The following is a 17,458-nucleotide window of genomic DNA, read 5'->3' on the forward strand; positions in this document are numbered from 1 at the left end:
GAGTTACACATGGAATTTATCAAAAAACTTGAAGTTTGGTTCGTGGTCGGCAGCCAACATCTCTATGGCCCGGAAGCATTGCAACAAGTGAAAAAAAATGCCGAGCAAATCACCACTTATCTGAATCAACAAAATCCGTTTATTCAAATTAAGTTAAAAGCATTGGCAACCACACCCGATGAAATTCTTGCGGTCTGCCAAGAAGCCAACAACACAGACCAATGTGCCGGTTTGATTGCTTGGATGCACACTTTTTCCCCGGCAAAAATGTGGATTGCGGGCTTAACCCAACTCACCAAGCCGTTGTTACAATTCCATACCCAATTCAATCAAAACATTCCTTGGAATGACATTGATATGGATTACATGAACCTGCACCAAACCGCCCACGGCGACCGTGAATTCGGCTTTATGGCGGCGCGTTTGCGCAGACCGAGAACCATTGTGGTCGGTCACTGGCAAAGCGCAACGGTGCAACAAAAGCTGGATCGTTGGATGCGTGTCATTGCCGCCATTTATGACCAAAAACATTTAAAGATCGCCCGTTTTGGCGACAATATGCGACAAGTTGCGGTAACCGAAGGTGATAAAGTAGAAGCACAAATCAAATTCGGCTACAGCGTTAACGGTTATGGGGTATATGAATTAGTCAATGCCATTGAGCAAGTCAAAGAAGACGCCGTCACCGCCTTAGTTAAAGAATATGAAGCAACCTATCAAGTAGTTGATAACCTAAAAGAAACAGGTGAAAAACGCACCGCACTTTTCGACAGCGCACGCATTGAACTCGGACTAAAAGCCTTCTTGGAAAAAGGTGGTTTCAACGCCTTTACCGATACCTTTGAAAATCTCAACGGCTTAAAACAACTGCCGGGGCTGCCTGTTCAGCGCTTAATGCAACAAGGTTACGGTTTTGGGGCAGAAGGTGACTGGAAAACCGCCGCATTGGTTCGCGCGGTCAAAGTCATGAGCTACGGCTTACCGAAAGGCTCTTCCTTTATGGAGGACTACACCTATAACTTAGATGAAAACGACGAAGTCGTTTTAGGCGCGCACATGCTGGAAGTTTGCCCGTCTATCGCGCAAGAAAAACCGATACTGGACATTAAGCCGCTAGGCATCGGCGGTAAAGAAGATCCGACCCGTTTGATTTTCACATCTAAGGCGGGCGCCGCAGTCAACGCAACCATCGTTGATATGGGCAACCGTTTCCGCATGATCGTTGCAGACATTGACGCCATTGATAAACCCCATGACATGCCGAATTTACCGGTGGGTCACGCCTTCTGGAAATTACAGCCGAATTTCGATGTGGGCACACAAGCCTGGATTCTTGCCGGTGGCGCGCATCACAGTGCATTCAGTCTGGATATTGATGCGGAAATGCTACGCACTTTTGCGGAGTTTTTCGGCATTGAGTTTATCCACATCAACCGCAACACCGAACTTGGCGCGTTAAAAAATGAATTGCGTTGGAATGAGGTGGCGTATAAATAACGCACATTAACGTCTATTGATAAAAAAGTGCGGTGACAAAAAACAATGTTTTTTCACCGCACTTTTTTTGCTTATTCACATCCCTTAAAGCGATATTCCGTCCATTGATAATATTCCTCACCCGCTTTTACGATGCCGCCGTAGTTTTGCCATTCGGGGTGATTTGGGGTATCAGGGAGACATTGGGTTTCCAACGCAATACCGCTGTAATCGGCGTATTCCTTCCCTTCACGGGTTGGCGTACCGGCGAGGAAATTGCCGGTGTAAACCTGTAACGCCGCTTGGGATGTCAGCACCTCCAACGGCAAATCGCCATTAGGTGAACTCAACAAAACACAAGGTTTTTGCCAGGCTTTGTTGACGATAAAGGAATGGTCGTAGCCTTTGGTGGCAAGCTGTTCGCCCTGAAGAAAATCCTGTTGAATCGGCTTGGCGATGCGGAAATCAAAACTCGTGCCCACAACGTGTTTTAACGGTGAATTAGGAATACCTTCGCTGTCAACGGGCAGGTAAAAATCAGCGTTAAGGCGTAAACTGTGATGACGCACATCCGTGCCTTGTGTGGCATTTTCCAAGTTGAAATACGCGTGATTGGTTAAATTCAGCGCGGTGTCTTGATCGCTGAGCCCCGCATATTCAATTTTCAGCGAATTTTCGTCCGTTAAAGTGTAAGTCACGGAGACATCCAGGTTGCCGGGAAAACCCTGATCGCCGTCGGCAGAATGCAGTGAAAAACACACAAAATTTTCACCGCACTTTTCTAACGCCCAGCGGCGTTTGTCAAAACCGTTTCCACCGTGTAACTGGTGTTTGCCTTGGTTGGCGGTTAAGGTCACGATTTGGTCATTGAGCGGAAATTGCGCGTTGGCAATGCGGTTGGCATAACGCCCCACGCTTACGCCCAAATAAGCTTGTTGCACGGGGTAATCTTCCAATTTGCAGCCGAGCAACACTTCGCGCAATTCACCGTTCACCGGCACGCGGCAAGATGTCCAGGTCGCGCCCCAATCGGTAAATTGCACGCGCATTCCCTGCGCATTTTGCAAGGTGAAAACCTGAAACGGCAAACCGTCCGGCGCAATGTCTTGAGCATGCTGTTCTAACATACGTGCACTCCTTGCGAAGCGGTACAAACGTAGAAATCTTCTTTCAAGCCCGTTTGTTTTTCGTAGTTATCGGTAATAATTTTGCGCACCGCTTCCACTTTGTCATGCGGCGCAAGGGCGACGATACAACCGCCGAAACCGCCGCCGGTCATACGCGCACCGCCGCTTTTGCCGATAACCAATTGCGCCAATTCCACCAAATAATCAATTTGCGGCACGGTGATTTCAAAATCGTCGCGCATGGAATCGTGGGACTGCCCCATTAATTCACCTAAGCGGGTTAAGTCGTTCCGTTGCAAGGCATCCACCGCATCCAGCACCCGTTGGTTTTCCGTCACGATATGTCTGGCACGTTTTGCAACTAACGGATCAAGAGCGGTCAATTCCGCTTCTTTTTCCTTAAATTGCGCCACGGACACATCCCGCAAGGCTTTCACGCCAAAGAATGCTGCCGCACGTTCACATTGTTGACGGCGGGTGTTGTATTCGCCGGTCACCAAATCGTGCGGCACGTTGGAATTCACGATAATCACCGCCACATCCTGCGGCACGGGCGTTGGTTTGGTTTCAAGGCTACGGCAGTCAATCATCAGCAAGTGATCCTGCTGCCCAAGGGCGGAAATCAGTTGATCCATATTGCCGCAATTAGCACCGACGAATTTGTTTTCCGCTTTTTGCCCGATGAGCGCAATGTCCGTATGACTTAACGGCAAATCGCCCAATTGCTGACAGAATTTCCCCGTCGCCACTTCCAACGCCGCCGAAGAACTCAAACCGGAAGAATGCGGCACATTGCCGGAAATCACCAAATCTGCGCCCTGCTTGAAATCCGGGCAACGTTCTTGAATGAATTTCACCACCCCGCGCACATAATTCGCCCATTTTTGTTCACTTTGCATAAGAGAATCATCGAGCGAAAACTCATCGGATAAATCCAAATCGGCGGCATACACGTTCCAAATATGATCGTTGCGTTTCGCCCCGGCAATCGCCGTGCCGTAATTAATGGCGCACGGCATGACGAAACCGTCGTTGTAATCGGTGTGCTCGCCGATAATATTAACGCGACCAGGTGCATACACGGTGAGTTCCGGTTGTTTGTTATGTTTTTGGGTGAAAATGTGTTGGGATTTTTGGATTGGGGTCATATTATTTCCTTCCGAAATACCTAGGGTAACGCGTTACCCTAGGTTAATTATCAGCTTACCCCGTTGGGGTAAAAATTGCAGGTTCCCCAAAGGGGAACGACTATGCCTAACCGTGGATATACTTACCCACGGGCAATGCGATTATCTTTCTTTATAATGCACTTCACTCAACGCACGCAATCTTTCTGCCGCCTGTTCCGCCGTTAAATCACGCTGGCTTTCGCCGAGCATTTCGTAGCCCACCATAAACTTACGCACGGTGGCGGAACGCAACAACGGCGGGTAGAAATGGGCGTGGAGCTGCCAATGGTCGTTTGCTTCGCCGTTAAACGGTGCGGCGTGGAAGCCCATGGAGTACGGGAAAGAGGTTTCAAACAGGTTGTCGTATTTAGTCGTGAGTTTTTTCAAAATCACCGCTAAATCCTTGGCTTGTGCGTCACTTAATTCCGTTAAGCGTTTAACATGCGCTTTCGGCAACAACAAGGTTTCAAACGGCCACACCGCCCAATAAGGCACTACGGCAACCCAATGTGCCGTTTCCACCACGATCCGTTCTTTTCGGGCAAGTTCCTGTTGAACATAATCCACCAACAGCACGGAGCCGTGTTTTTCATAATATTGACGTTGTGCTTTGTCTTCCCGCGCTACTTCGTTCGGCAGGAAGCTGTTAGCCCAGATTTGCCCGTGCGGGTGCGGGTTGGAACAACCCATCGCCGCGCCTTTATTTTCAAAGATTTGTACCCATTGGTATTTTTGACCGAGTTCGCGCAACTGCTCCTGCCAAACTTTAATCACGTCTTCGATCTCAAGTGCGGTCAATAATGGTAGCGTTTTGCTATGGTCGGGGGAAAAGCAAATGACACGACTTTCCCCACGGGCTTGTGAGCTTTGAAACAGCGGATTGTCGTTGTATTGCGGGGCGGGCGTGTCTTCCAACAACGCGGAAAAATCGTTTTTGAACACGTAGGGTTTGTGATAATCGGGATTCGGCTCGCCGGTAATGCGTTTATTACGCGGGCAAAGATAACAATTCGGATCGTGACTCGGTTTTTGCTCTTCGCTGACTTTTTCCTGTTGCCCTTGCCATGGGCGTTTGGCGCGATGCGGAGAAACAAGAACCCATTGGTCAATCAATGGGTTATATCTGCGGTGAGGATGTTCTGTGGGGTCAAAAACGGTTGTCATCATGCGCCTCCTGATTCGGTTTTGTCGGTTATAGCTGACTTATGAAAACGATTACAAAAAATATGGCATAACATAGCATATTTAGCAAAATAAACTGTTACCGAGATCACAAAAATGGATTTCACCTGCACTTTTATCATCAAAATGCCTCAAGAAAGACAAAAATTTGTGACGAACCCGTCAATTTTGAAAGTAAACGTTTTCAAATAGAAACATTTAGACTTATGATTTGGCAAATTTCAACGGAATCTAAAAAGGTATTCTATGGTCACGATTCGAGATGTCGCCAATCAGGCGGGCGTATCTGTCGCAACGGTCTCCAGAGTATTAAATAACCACCCTTCCACCAAAGACAAAACCCGCCATTTGGTGTTAAACGCCATTGAGCTGTTGGGTTATCGCCCTAACGCCAATGCACAGGCGCTGGCGTCGCAAAGTTCCGATACCCTCGGCGTGGTGGTTACCGACGTGACGGATTCCTTTTTTGCAATTTTAGTCAAAGCCGTGGATCACGTAGCAATGGAGCACGGCAAAAATATTTTGATCGGCATGGGCTACCATCAGGCGGAAAAAGAACGGGATGCCATTGATACCCTGTTACGCAAACGCTGTAATTGTTTGGTGGTGCATTCCAAAGCATTGGATGATGAAACACTGGCGGGTTATTTGGACTCCGTGCCGGGTATGGTGATTATCAATCGTTGCATTAAAGGTTATGAGTCCCGCTGTGTCAGTCTGGACAACCAGAAAGGCACGTTTATTGCCACCAACACTTTAATTCAGGCAGGGCATCGACATATCGGCTATATCGGTTCCAATCATAAAATTATTGATGAAGTTGAACGCAAACAAGGCTATTTAAACGCTTTGACCGAACACCATATTCCTATCGTAGAAAATGCTATCGTGCATAATTCACCGGATTTTGAAGGCGGTGAGGAAGCGATGATCAATTTATTAAGTTATAACGATAACCTCACCGCCGTAGTCGCCTATAACGATTCCATGGCGGCAGGCGCGTTATCCGTGCTCAATGAAAACAATATCAAAGTGCCGAAACAATTTTCCATTATCGGTTTTGACGATATGCCCATTGCCCGTTATTTAGTACCGAAACTCACCACTATTCGTTATCCTATTGATCTCATGGCAAATTATGCGGCAAAACTGGCGCTCAGTCTGGTAGAGAAGGACGTAAATCTGCCAATCAATCCACAATTTAACCCGACATTAGTTCGACGCTTTTCAGTAGAAAACGCCCATCACATAGGAGAAAAACGCTAAATTTGTCATATTTTTTACATTAAAGATGTAATCGTTTTCATAAATGTGAATATGATCACAGTCTTGAAACATAAAAAACGCTATTCTACGCCCAATTACCTGAGTAGCGATTGCAGTGTAAAAAGGTAAGAATTGATAATAATGTCTTAAAAATTATCACGTTAAATACCTCTTCCAATTTTAAAACAGTCAATGGAGAACAGGCAGTATGAAAAAAACAGTATTAAGTGCGGTTGCTTTAGCAGTAGCTTTTGGTGCCGGCATCAGTGCGGCGCAAGCGGAAACCCGTATCGGTGTAACCATTTACAAATATGATGACAACTTCATGTCTTTAATGCGTAAAGAAATTCAAAAAGATGCAGAACAGTTACAAGATGTGAAATTGCTCATGAACGACTCTCAAAACGCGCAATCCATCCAAAACGACCAAGTTGACGTATTGCTGTCAAAAGGCGTCAAAGCCCTTGCCATCAACTTGGTTGACCCGTCTGCCGCACCGACCATTATCGGCAAAGCAAAACCGGATAATATCCCTGTGGTGTTCTTCAATAAAGATCCGGGCGCCAAAGCCATCGGTAGCTATGAAAACGCTTATTATGTGGGCACTGATCCAAAAGAATCCGGCTTAATCCAAGGCGACTTAATCGCCAAACAATGGAAGGCCATGCCGGCATTTGACTTAAATAAAGACGGCAAAATCCAATACGTCTTATTAAAAGGCGAACCGGGCCACCCTGATGCAGAAGCACGTACCAAATATGTGATTGAGCAATTAAACGCACAAGGCATCCAAACCGAACAACTCTTCATCGATACCGGTATGTGGGATGCGGCAATGGCGAAAGACAAAGTGGATGCTTGGTTATCCAGTTCCAAAGCCAATGACATCGAAGTCATTATTTCCAACAACGACGGTATGGCGATGGGCGCATTGGAAGCGACCAAAGCACACGGCAAAAAATTACCGATTTTCGGTGTAGATGCGCTGCCTGAAGTATTGCAACTCATCAAAAAAGGTGACATTGCCGGTACGGTCTTGAACGACGGCGCCGGTCAAGGTAAAGCGGTTGTGGACTTGTCCAATAACTTGGCAAACGGCAAACCTGCCACCGAAGGCACCAAATGGGAACTTAAAGATCGCGTTGTGCGTATTCCTTATGTCGGTGTAGATAAAGACAATTTGTCTCAATTCTTAAAATAAATCATTTGTTTTAAATTCAAGGGGAAGCCATAGACAACCATAACGTCTCTTCCCCTTTTTTGTGAGGTTGGATATGACAGAACAACATCAACGTCCGCGTGAGAGCCAAAGCCTAGAGGGAGAAGTGCTGCTCACGATGACCAATGTCAGCAAATCCTTTCCGGGTGTAAAAGCCTTAGATCATGCAAACCTAACTGTCCGTTCACATTCTGTACACGCATTGATGGGGGAAAACGGTGCGGGTAAATCCACGTTATTAAAATGTTTATTTGGTATTTATGCTAAAGATGAAGGTGATATTTTATTTTTAGGCAAACCCGTCAACTTTAAAACCTCCAAAGAAGCCTTGGAAAACGGCATTTCTATGGTGCACCAAGAATTGAACCTGGTGCGTCAAACCAGCGTGATGGATAACCTGTGGTTAGGGCGTTATCCGTTGAAGGGTCCTTTTGTTGATCACGCCAAAATGTACCGTGACACCAAAGCCATTTTTGACGAATTGGATATTGACATTGATCCGAAAGAAAAAGTGGCGAAACTTTCCGTTTCTCAAATGCAGATGATCGAAATTGCGAAAGCGTTTTCTTATAACGCCAAAATCGTGATTATGGATGAACCCACATCCTCCCTTTCCGAAAAAGAAGTGGAGCATCTGTTTAAAATCATTCAAAAACTAAAAGATCGCGGCTGCGGTATTATTTATATTTCCCACAAAATGGATGAAATTTTCAAAATTTGTGACGAAATTACTATTCTGCGCGACGGCAAATGGATCAACACCGTGCCGGTGAAAGGCTCTACCATGGAGCAAATCGTCTCCATGATGGTAGGTCGCGAACTCACCCAACGCTTCCCGGAAAAAACCAATACGCCGAAGGAAGTGATTTTAACGGTGGAAAATCTGACCGCACTTAACCAACCGTCTATTCAGGATGTGTCCTTCGATTTACGCAAAGGGGAAATTCTCGGCATCGCAGGCTTGGTAGGCGCCAAACGTACGGACGTGGTGGAAGCCATTTTCGGTGTGCGCGAACTGAAAAGCGGCAAAATTACATTGCACGGAAAAACAGTGAAAAATCACACCGCACTTGAAGCAATCAATAACGGCTTTGCGCTGGTAACCGAAGAGCGTCGCTCCACGGGGATTTATTCCAATTTAAGCATTGAATTCAACTCGTTGATTTCCAACATGAAATCTTACCTCACCCCATGGAAATTGCTGAGCAACAAAAAAATGCGCAGCGACACCCAATGGGTTATTGATTCAATGAACGTAAAAACCCCATCCCACAAAACCACCATCGGTTCCCTCTCCGGCGGTAACCAACAAAAAGTGATTATCGGGCGCTGGTTATTAACCCAACCGGAAATCCTCATGCTAGACGAACCGACCCGAGGCATCGACATCGGCGCCAAATTCGAAATTTACCAACTCATTCAAAAACTTGCCAAAAAAGACAAAGGCATCATCATGATTTCCTCCGAAATGCCGGAATTGCTTGGTGTGACCGACCGAATTTTGGTGATGAGTAACGGTAAAGTCGCCGGTATTGTGGAAACCGCGAAAACCTCACAAGAAGAAATTTTGCAACTTGCGGCAAAATATTTATAAATAAGAAAGGAATACATTATGAGTGCTTTAGAAAAAAATAAATCCTTTGATTTTCTGAAACAGAATGCGATTTATTTTGTGTTGTTGATTTTACTTGGCATCATCATCGCACAAGATCCGTCATTTCTTAACTTAATGAACTTCAGTAACATTCTCACCCAATCTTCCGTGCGTTTAATCATCGCCCTCGGTGTTGCCGGCTTGTTGGTGACACAAGGTACCGACTTGTCCGCCGGTCGTCAGGTGGGCTTGGCTGCGGTGATTTCCGCCACGATGTTGCAATCCATGGAAAACATGAACCGCGTGTTCCCTGATTTAGGCGAAATTCCGATTCCGGTGGTGATTCTGGCGGTCTGTGCCGTGGGCGCTGTAATCGGTTTGGTGAACGGTTTGGTCATTGCGTATTTAAACGTCACACCGTTTATCGCCACCATGGGCACCATGATCATCGTGTACGGCTTCAACTCACTTTATTACGATGCTGTGGGCGGCTCGCCGATTGCAGGCTTCAGCGAAAACTTCTCCACATTCGCTCAAGGCTTCTTCCGTATCGGTTCGTTTAAGCTTTCCTACATCACGATCTACGCCGCCGTTTGCGCTTTCTTAGTTTGGGTGATGTGGAACAAAACCCGCTTCGGTAAAAACATCTTCGCCATCGGCGGCAACCCTGAAGCGGCAAAAGTGTCCGGCGTCAACGTGGCACGCAACCTTGTGGTAATCTACATCATCGCCGGGATGTTCTATGCCTTCGGCGGGATGTTGGAAGCCGGCCGTATCGGCTCCGCCACCAACAACCTCGGCTTCATGTACGAATTGGACGCTATCGCAGCCTGCGTGGTGGGCGGCGTTTCCTTCGCCGGCGGCGTGGGCACGGTTATCGGCGTCATCACCGGGGTGATTATCTTCACCGTGATCAACTACGGCTTAACCTACATCGGCGTCAACCCATACTGGCAATACATCATCAAAGGCAGCATCATCATCCTCGCCGTTGCTATTGACTCCTTGAAATACGCGAAGAAAAAATAATCTTCCGTCTGAAAAACGCCATGAAAAACGACCGCACTTTATTAAGTGCGGTCGTTGTTTTTTCTTCTAGGTAACAAGTTACCCTAGGTTAAGCAGCCATTCCCCGTTGGGGAATTTAAAATAGCGTTGAACGCATTTGACGGTTCAAGCATCCACGCTTGGAGCAAATCAGCGGGTATCAGACAGACGTAAAGTCGGCCCTCAAAAACCAAAAACCTCAAGTGCGGTCGGTCTTTCCCACATTTTTTCTATTCATACTCACCCAACCATTCCCGCAATTTCGCTACATCCGTTTGCCATTCAGCCGCCAGCATATCCACCCAACCCGCAATATTGCCCGGCCAGTTTTCCGTGTCGCCATTCTGTGCCAGCGCGGCGATCTGTTGCAGGCGTTTTAGTCCGACGGACGCCAGTGCGCCTTTGATTTTATGAGCAATGGAAAGCACATTCCCTTGCGTTTGCGGGTCGGCTAAATAGGTTTGGTAGGCGTGTTGCAGTTCGGCAATATAATCCGTCATGGTTTGTTCAAATAAGGTGAGGTTATTTTTCACGAAATCCACACCGAGCATTTCCACCAGTTCCGCAAGCATTTTTGTATCCAGATCCACGGAATCTTGCAGCGGTTTATTGTTCGGCAAACTAAACTGACTCAACTCTTCGCCGAAATAATCATGCAGGCAATGTCGGAGTTCCTCCAGTGATAACGGCTTGTGAATCACGTCATCCATGCCTTGTGCCAGATATGCCTGTTTTTTCTGAACCACATTGGCGGTCAGCGCAATGAGCGGCGGCAAGAAATCATACACGCCGTTTTCGTAGTTTTTGCGCAGGTGTGCGGCAATGTCAAAGCCCGACATATCGGGCAGCTGAATGTCCAGAAAAACTAAATCGTAGTAATTTTGTTCAAATTTACGAATGGCTTCCGCGCCGGTCATGGCGACGTCAATTTGATAGCCGAGTTTTTCTAACATAGATTTCGCCACCACCACGTTCACTTCAATGTCTTCCACCAGCAAAATGTTTAATTTCAACGGCAAATGTTCGTTTTGATCTGTCGGTTTAATGGCTTGTTGGGCTTTGAAAGTAAATAAGAACGTGGAGCCTTTACCAACCTGGCTGGTGACGGTTAAATCGCCGTCCATCAGCTGCGCAATGGCTTTTGACACGGATAACCCGATGCCGCTACCCAAAGATTTATTGGCATCGGAACCTGCCTGATAATACAAATCGAAAATCTTCTGCAAATCCTGCTCGGCAATGCCGATGCCGGTGTCGGTGACGCGCAAAGCAAATTCATCTTCAGCCGTTTGTTCGACGGACAAGGTGATACTGCCCTGCCGGGTAAATTTCACCGCGTTATTAATCAAATTCCACAACACCTGACTCAACCGCACACCGTCCAACATCAGCCAATTCGGTAGGGTCGGCGGGCAAATAAGATGAAATTGCAGATGCTTTTCTTCCGTCATGAGCAGGGCAAAGTTAGAAATGTCGTTGAGTAATTCGTATAGATCCGTTTCTTTGCGATTCAAATCAATACGTTTTGCGTCGATTTTCTCTAAATCAATGATATCGCCGAAAATATGCGCGAGAGAGGTGGCGCTGCTGTTGATGGTTTTGAGGTAGTTTTGTTGGCGTTCAGTGGGTTTTTCTTCCAATAAAATGCGGCTCAAGCCGATAATGCCGTTTAACGGAGTGCGCAATTCGTGGCTGATGGTGGTCATCAGTGTCGTTTTATCACGGTTGATTTTTTCTAAATTATCCAAGGCCTCCGATAATTTCTTTTCCGCCGAAACCCGCTCCTGCACTTCTTTGCGCAATTCTTGCACGGAACGGGAAAGCGCCTGGCGGGAATGCTCCAGTTTTTCCACCAACACCGTGAAAAAATAAATCACGAAAGGCGCGGAAATCAAACCGAACACGATGGAACGCGCCACATCTGCCCAATGAATTTCCCCCACCACCAACAAACTGAGCAAAATCTGCGTGCAAAGCGCCAGCACCGCCAACACCATGACGCCAAGCAGAGAAAAGCGAATGCGCCCGAGACGGATCACCCAATCTACATAGCGTCGAACAAAGTCTTTAAGATTTTTCATAGCATTCCGTGACAAAAGAAAAATGATGGCTATTGTACCTTATGGCAAATAGGCGGAGAAGTTTTGCGGGGACAAAAAAAGTGCGGTCGAAAAACACATTGAATTTCGACCGCACTTTTAAGGGAAATTAACCTGAAAGATTAACCGTTGTAACGTTTAAAAACTAAGGTGGCGTTGGTGCCGCCGAAACCGAAGCTGTTGGACATCACAGTTTGTAAACCGGCGTTTTCCACAGTTTCGGTCACAATGTTACAACCTTGCGCCTGCTCGTCTAAGGTTTCGATGTTAATGCTCGGTGCGATGAAATCGTTGTGCAACATTAACAAGGTGTAAATGGCTTCGTGCGCACCTGCTGCCCCTAAGGAGTGGCCTGTCATGGATTTAGTGGAAGAAATCGCCGGGATTTTATCGCCGAATACGTTTTTAATCGCGCCCAGTTCTTTCACGTCGCCCACAGGAGTGGATGTACCGTGTACGTTGATATAATCGATCGGCGCATCTAAACCTGCCATGGCTTGTTTCATGCAGCGTTCCGCGCCTTCACCGCTCGGTGCGACCATGTCGTAGCCGTCGGAAGTGGCGCCGTAGCCTACAATTTCCGCGTAAATTTTCGCACCGCGCGCAAGAGCGTGTTCCAACTCTTCTACCACCACAACCGCACCGCCGCCGGCGATCACGAAGCCGTCACGGTTAGCATCATAAGCACGGGAGGCTTTAGTCGGAGTGTCGTTATATTTGGTAGAAACCGCGCCCATAGCGTCGAATTCGGTAGCGCATTCCCAAGACAATTCTTCCGCACCGCCGGCGAAAACGACATCTTGTTTACCTAATTGAATTAATTCGTAAGCGTTACCGATACAGTGTGCGGAAGTGGCGCAAGCGGAGCTGATACTGTAACTCACACCTTTGATTTTGTATGGTGTCGCCAAACAGGCGGATACGCTGGATGCCATGGTTTTGGTTACCGCATAAGGACCGATGGCTTTCACACCACGCGGACCGCGCACGGCATCACAGGCGACTAATTGGTTGTGGGCGGAACCGGTACCGGCGCCGATGACCAAACCGGTGCGTTCGTTGGAGACTTGTTCTTCTGTTAAGCCTGCATCTTCGATAGCCTCTTTCATGGAAAGATAAGCATAGGCGGCGGCGTCACCCATGAAACGATAAATTTTGCGATCGATTAACTCGCTCGGATTGAGTTTCACCGTGCCAGCCACATGGCTACGCATTTTCATTTCGATAAACTCAGGAACCACTTCAATACCGGATTTACCGGCTTTTAACGAAGCCAAGACTTCTTCTTTATTGTTACCAATACTAGAAATGATGCCAAATCCGGTAATTACGACTCTTTTCATTCTTTATTCCTTAATGGGTTGGGGAAAACAATTTCGACTTACATTTGTTAGCTGAAAGGCAATTTACTATGAAATCAAAATATTGCAAGCATTAATTATAACGTTAGACCAGTTAGGCAAAATCGGCGTATCATATAAGCCACATTGAAACGAACAAAGGAAATCAAGCCCAATGCGCGTCATCACTCACGCCGACATCACCTTCAACCCGGAAAACACGCCAGTCTCCAACCAATTCGACGATGTGTATTTTTCTAACCAAGACGGTTTGGAAGAAAGCCGCTACGTTTTCCAACAGGGCAATCATTTATGGCAACGCTGGCAACAACACCAACAGGCGCATTTCGTCATTGCGGAAACCGGCTTCGGCACGGGATTGAATTTTTCCGCCGTGACCACGCTTTTTCGTCAATTTTGCAGCGAATTTCCGCAATCTCCGCTCAAACGCTTATTTTTTATTTCCTTTGAAAAATACCCGCTAACTGTAGAGGCCTTAACGCTCGCCCATCAACATTACCCGCAATTTGCCGCCCTCGCCGAACAATTGCAGGCATATTGGCTGGAGCCTATCGAAGGATGCTATCGTTTTCATTTTGCAGAAACCACGCTGGATTTGTGGTTCGGCGACATTCACGACAATTTGCCGCAACTGGGCGATTACATGCGCGACAAAATTGACGCTTGGTTTTTAGACGGCTTCGCGCCAAGCAAAAACCCTGACATGTGGAACGACGAACTCTACGAGCAAATGTATCGCTACACCAAACCGCTAGGCACTTTCGCCACCTTTACGGCGGCAAGTTCGGTGCGTAAGGGCTTAGAGAAGGCAGGCTTCAACGTGCAAAAACGGAAAGGCTACGGCAAGAAACGGGAGTGTTTGGCGGGCGAAAAAACACTTGAAAAACCGACCGCACTTTTTACCCCTTGGTATCTGCCGCAACCCGCCCAATTTCAAGGCGTGACGGACGTTGCCATTGTGGGCGGCGGCGTGGCGTCTCTGTTTACCGCGCTTGCGTTAATGCAACGGGGCGCCAACGTCACGCTGTATTGCGAAGATCCTCAGCCGGCAATGAACGCCTCCGGCAACAAACAAGGCGCGTTTTATCCGCAACTGAGCGATGATGACGAACGCAACATTCGCTTTTACATTCACGCCTTCGCTTACGGCTTACAACTGTTACACGAAGCGGAAAAACATATTGCCTTTGAACATGAATTTTGCGGCGTGGCACTGTGCGGATATAACGAAAAAAGTGCGGTCAAATTACAAAAAGTTTCGCAACTTCAGCTGCCTGAAAGCCTGTATCAAACCTTAACACAGGCAGAATTAAGCGAAAAAGTCGGCTTGCCGCTACCTTGCGGCGGCGGATTTATTCCGCAAGGCGCTTGGCTCGCGCCGCAGCAGTTCGTACAAAATTTGTTCGCTTATTTGCAACAACAGGGCTTAATCTTAAAAACGCAGGAAAAAATCACCGCACTTTTATGGCGGGAAAATCTCTGGCAGCTGACAAATGAGCAAGGCGAGCAATATCAACACAGCATTGTGGTGCTGGCGAACGGGCATCGGCTCCATCAATTCCCGCAAACGCAGCATTTGCCGCTCTATGCCGTGCGCGGGCAAGTCAGCCAGATTCCCACCTCGGAAAATCTGCTGAAACTGAAATCCGTACTCTGTTATGACGGCTACCTCACGCCTGCCGATCAGGCAAAAACCGGCCATTGCATCGGTGCCAGCCATGTGCGCGATTGTACCGACCGAACCTTTAGCGAACAGGAACAACGGGAAAATCAGGAAAAAATCCAAAAGAATTTAGCTGAAATGCCTTGGGTGAAAGACGTGGATACCTCCGCCAATTTGGCGCGAATCGGCGTGCGCTGCGCCGTGCGGGATCGTATTCCGATGATGGGCAATGTGCCGAATTTCGAACAGCAATGTGCCGATTACAAAAACCTGTTTAACCTGCGCCGTCGCAAACAACCGATTCCGCTCGCCGCCGTGTTCCCGAACCTCTACCTCATCGGCGCGCTCGGCTCACGCGGTTTAACCTCCGCGCCGATACTGGGCGAAACCTTGGCATCGTTAATTTACAACGAACCGCTCCCGCTTGGCGAAGACTTAATTCACCACCTGACAGCAAGTCGTAGTTGGATACGAAAGTTTCTGAAGGGCACGTCTCCGGCGGATCTTTAACGATTCAAAGCAACAAAAAAGGAGAAGCTCATCACTTCTCCTTTTTCTTTTTCTGAAAAGCGCGGTGGGTTTTAAAAACGTTTTTCAAAACGACCGCACTTTTTAACTTTCAGCTTAACTTACGCCGCCACCATCACCATTGCCGGGCGAATGATGCGTCCATTAAGCAAATAACCTTTTTGCAATACGGCGGTGATTTGGTTGCTTTCAAAACCTTCTGCCGGTTGCATGGAAATGGCTTGGTGTAAATCCGGATTAAAAGTTTCACCAACTACGCCGACCGGCTCAATACCGAAACGGGCAACGGTCGCCAATAATTCTTTTAAGGTCAATTCAACGCCGTCGAATAAGGCTTTTACGCTTTCATCCTGCATATTTGCCGGGGTGGCGAGGGCGCGTTCAAGGTTATCAATGGTGTTTAAAATGTCTTTGGCAAATTTTTCTAACGCAAATTTATGCGCTTTTTCAATGTCTTGTTCGGTGCGGCGACGGATATTGTCAATTTCGGCACGGGTGCGCAACAATAAATCCTGTTCTTTTTTTGAGGTTTCGGCAAGTTGCGCTTCTAATTCCTGCACACGGGCAATGGCTTCTTCCAGCGGATCTTCGCTTTGCGCTTGCACTTCATCAACAAGTTCTTCTTGTTCCAATTCGTGCTGATTGTCCGCGCGTTGTTGGTCTGTCATTATCATTTCTCCTTGAATAAAACTTGGGCGATTATAGCAAAAAATCTTAAACTTACCATGTCTGTTTGCTGGCAAGCAAAGGGGGTCTGTTGTAATATAATGCCCAATTTTTCGAATTCAAGTTAATCTCAAGATAAATATGGATACCTTAAATGCGGCAAAACCGCAAACGTTACACACGTCATTTCAAACCATCGGTTTGGTGGGAAAACCGAGAAATGACTTAACTCTGCAAATGCATAAAAACCTGTTTTTTTGGCTGTTGGAGCACGGTTATCATGTTCTGGTGGAACGGGAAATCGGGGAGAAAATCGAACTTCCGCCGAAACATTTGGCTTCGGTGGATGAAATCGGCAGCCAGGCACAGCTTGCTATCGTGATTGGCGGTGACGGCAATATGTTAAGTCGTGCACGCATTTTAGCCAAATACAACATTCCGTTGATTGGAATTAATCGGGGTCATCTTGGCTTTTTAACGGACATCGACCCGAAAAATGCTTACGCGCAACTCCAAGCCTGTCTGGAACACGGCGAATTTTTTGTAGAAGAACGCTTTTTGCTACAAGCCTCCATCGAGCGTGACAATGAAATTGTCGCAAGCGGAATTGCCGTAAATGAAGCGGTGATTCACCCGGCAAAAATCGCCCACATGATTGATTTCCATGTACATATCAACGATCAATTTGCCTTTTCCCAACGCTCCGACGGCTTAATTATTTCCACGCCGACCGGCTCCACCGCCTATTCCTTATCTGCCGGCGGCCCGATTCTGACGCCGAAACTGGATGCTATCGCCTTAGTGCCGATGTTTCCGCACACCTTAACTTCCCGCCCGTTGGTGATTGACGGCAACAGCAAAATTTCCATGCGTTTCGCCGAATACAACACCTCCCAACTGGAAGTGGGTTGCGACAGCCAAATCGCCATGCCTTTCTCCCCTTACGATGTGGTACATATTCAAAAAAGCGAGCACACGTTGCGTTTACTTCACTTAAAAAACTATAATTATTACAAAGTATTAAGCTCTAAGCTGGGCTGGCTAAGAAATAAATCCTAGCG

Annotated in this window: 13 protein-coding genes; 7 read left to right on the forward strand and 6 right to left on the reverse strand. The window is 47.3% G+C overall.

Annotation, left to right across the window (positions count from 1 at the left end; genetic code table 11):
- Window positions 1-9 precede the first annotated feature (9 nt).
- Window positions 10-1,497 carry an L-arabinose isomerase gene (gene araA / locus DK430_RS01170; RefSeq protein WP_109077286.1) on the forward strand — a complete coding sequence of 496 codons (1,488 nt, stop codon included), beginning with the start codon at window positions 10-12 and terminating at the stop codon, window positions 1,495-1,497.
- A 71-nt stretch (window positions 1,498-1,568) separates the two neighbouring features.
- Here the strand turns inward: araA and galM are convergent, their stop codons facing one another.
- The 3 genes from galM to galT form a co-directional block, all read right to left on the reverse strand.
- Window positions 1,569-2,603 carry a galactose-1-epimerase gene (gene galM, locus DK430_RS01175; protein ID WP_109077287.1) on the reverse strand — a complete coding sequence of 345 codons (1,035 nt, stop codon included), beginning with the start codon at window positions 2,601-2,603 and terminating at the stop codon, window positions 1,569-1,571.
- Window positions 2,597-3,751, reverse strand: a complete 1,155-nt coding sequence (galK, locus tag DK430_RS01180) for a galactokinase (RefSeq protein ID WP_109077288.1) — start codon at window positions 3,749-3,751, stop codon at window positions 2,597-2,599. The genes galM and galK overlap by 7 nt, the downstream gene beginning before the upstream one ends.
- Before the next feature lie 141 nt (window positions 3,752-3,892).
- Window positions 3,893-4,936, reverse strand: coding sequence for a galactose-1-phosphate uridylyltransferase (gene galT / locus DK430_RS01185; protein WP_109077289.1), 1,044 nt, complete (start codon window positions 4,934-4,936; stop codon window positions 3,893-3,895).
- A 264-nt stretch (window positions 4,937-5,200) separates the two neighbouring features.
- On the opposite strand from galT, the gene DK430_RS01190 reads away from it, so the two are divergent.
- From DK430_RS01190 to mglC, 4 genes are all read left to right on the forward strand, one after another.
- On the forward strand, window positions 5,201-6,220 hold the full coding sequence (locus DK430_RS01190) for a substrate-binding domain-containing protein (protein WP_109077290.1): 1,020 nt from the start codon (window positions 5,201-5,203) through the stop codon (window positions 6,218-6,220).
- A 208-nt stretch (window positions 6,221-6,428) separates the two neighbouring features.
- Window positions 6,429-7,421, forward strand: coding sequence for a galactose/glucose ABC transporter substrate-binding protein MglB (gene mglB / locus DK430_RS01195; protein ID WP_109077291.1), 993 nt, complete (start codon window positions 6,429-6,431; stop codon window positions 7,419-7,421).
- Window positions 7,422-7,494: 73 nt separating this feature from the next.
- On the forward strand, window positions 7,495-9,033 hold the full coding sequence (gene mglA, locus DK430_RS01200) for a galactose/methyl galactoside ABC transporter ATP-binding protein MglA (RefSeq protein WP_109077292.1): 1,539 nt from the start codon (window positions 7,495-7,497) through the stop codon (window positions 9,031-9,033).
- Window positions 9,034-9,051: 18 nt separating this feature from the next.
- Window positions 9,052-10,062, forward strand: a complete 1,011-nt coding sequence (mglC, locus tag DK430_RS01205) for a galactose/methyl galactoside ABC transporter permease MglC (RefSeq protein WP_109077293.1) — start codon at window positions 9,052-9,054, stop codon at window positions 10,060-10,062.
- A 248-nt stretch (window positions 10,063-10,310) separates the two neighbouring features.
- On the opposite strand, the gene DK430_RS01210 is transcribed toward mglC, so the two are convergent.
- Window positions 10,311-12,161 (reverse strand): ATP-binding protein, encoded by a 1,851-nt coding sequence (locus tag DK430_RS01210; RefSeq protein WP_109077294.1) that lies wholly within the window; start codon window positions 12,159-12,161, stop codon window positions 10,311-10,313.
- 140 nt (window positions 12,162-12,301) lie between these two features.
- On the reverse strand, window positions 12,302-13,522 hold the full coding sequence (gene fabB, locus DK430_RS01215; protein WP_109077295.1) for a beta-ketoacyl-ACP synthase I: 1,221 nt from the start codon (window positions 13,520-13,522) through the stop codon (window positions 12,302-12,304).
- A 172-nt stretch (window positions 13,523-13,694) separates the two neighbouring features.
- Between fabB and mnmC the strand changes: the two genes are divergently transcribed.
- Complete coding sequence (gene mnmC / locus DK430_RS01220) at window positions 13,695-15,713, forward strand: bifunctional tRNA (5-methylaminomethyl-2-thiouridine)(34)-methyltransferase MnmC2/FAD-dependent 5-carboxymethylaminomethyl-2-thiouridine(34) oxidoreductase MnmC1 (RefSeq protein WP_109077296.1); 2,019 nt, start codon at window positions 13,695-13,697, stop codon at window positions 15,711-15,713.
- 119 nt (window positions 15,714-15,832) lie between these two features.
- Here the strand turns inward: mnmC and grpE are convergent, their stop codons facing one another.
- Entirely contained in the window at window positions 15,833-16,399 is a 567-nt protein-coding gene (grpE, locus tag DK430_RS01225; RefSeq protein ID WP_109077297.1) for a nucleotide exchange factor GrpE, read from the reverse strand.
- Between the two features lie 139 nt (window positions 16,400-16,538).
- Here grpE and DK430_RS01230 point away from each other — a divergent pair, with 139 nt between their 5' ends.
- Window positions 16,539-17,456 (forward strand): NAD(+) kinase, encoded by a 918-nt coding sequence (locus tag DK430_RS01230; RefSeq protein ID WP_109077298.1) that lies wholly within the window; start codon window positions 16,539-16,541, stop codon window positions 17,454-17,456.
- Window positions 17,457-17,458: the final 2 nt, after the last annotated feature.

Origin of the sequence: Aggregatibacter kilianii, from assembly GCF_003129965.1 — a bacterium.
GTDB lineage: Bacteria > Pseudomonadota > Gammaproteobacteria > Enterobacterales > Pasteurellaceae > Aggregatibacter > Aggregatibacter kilianii_A.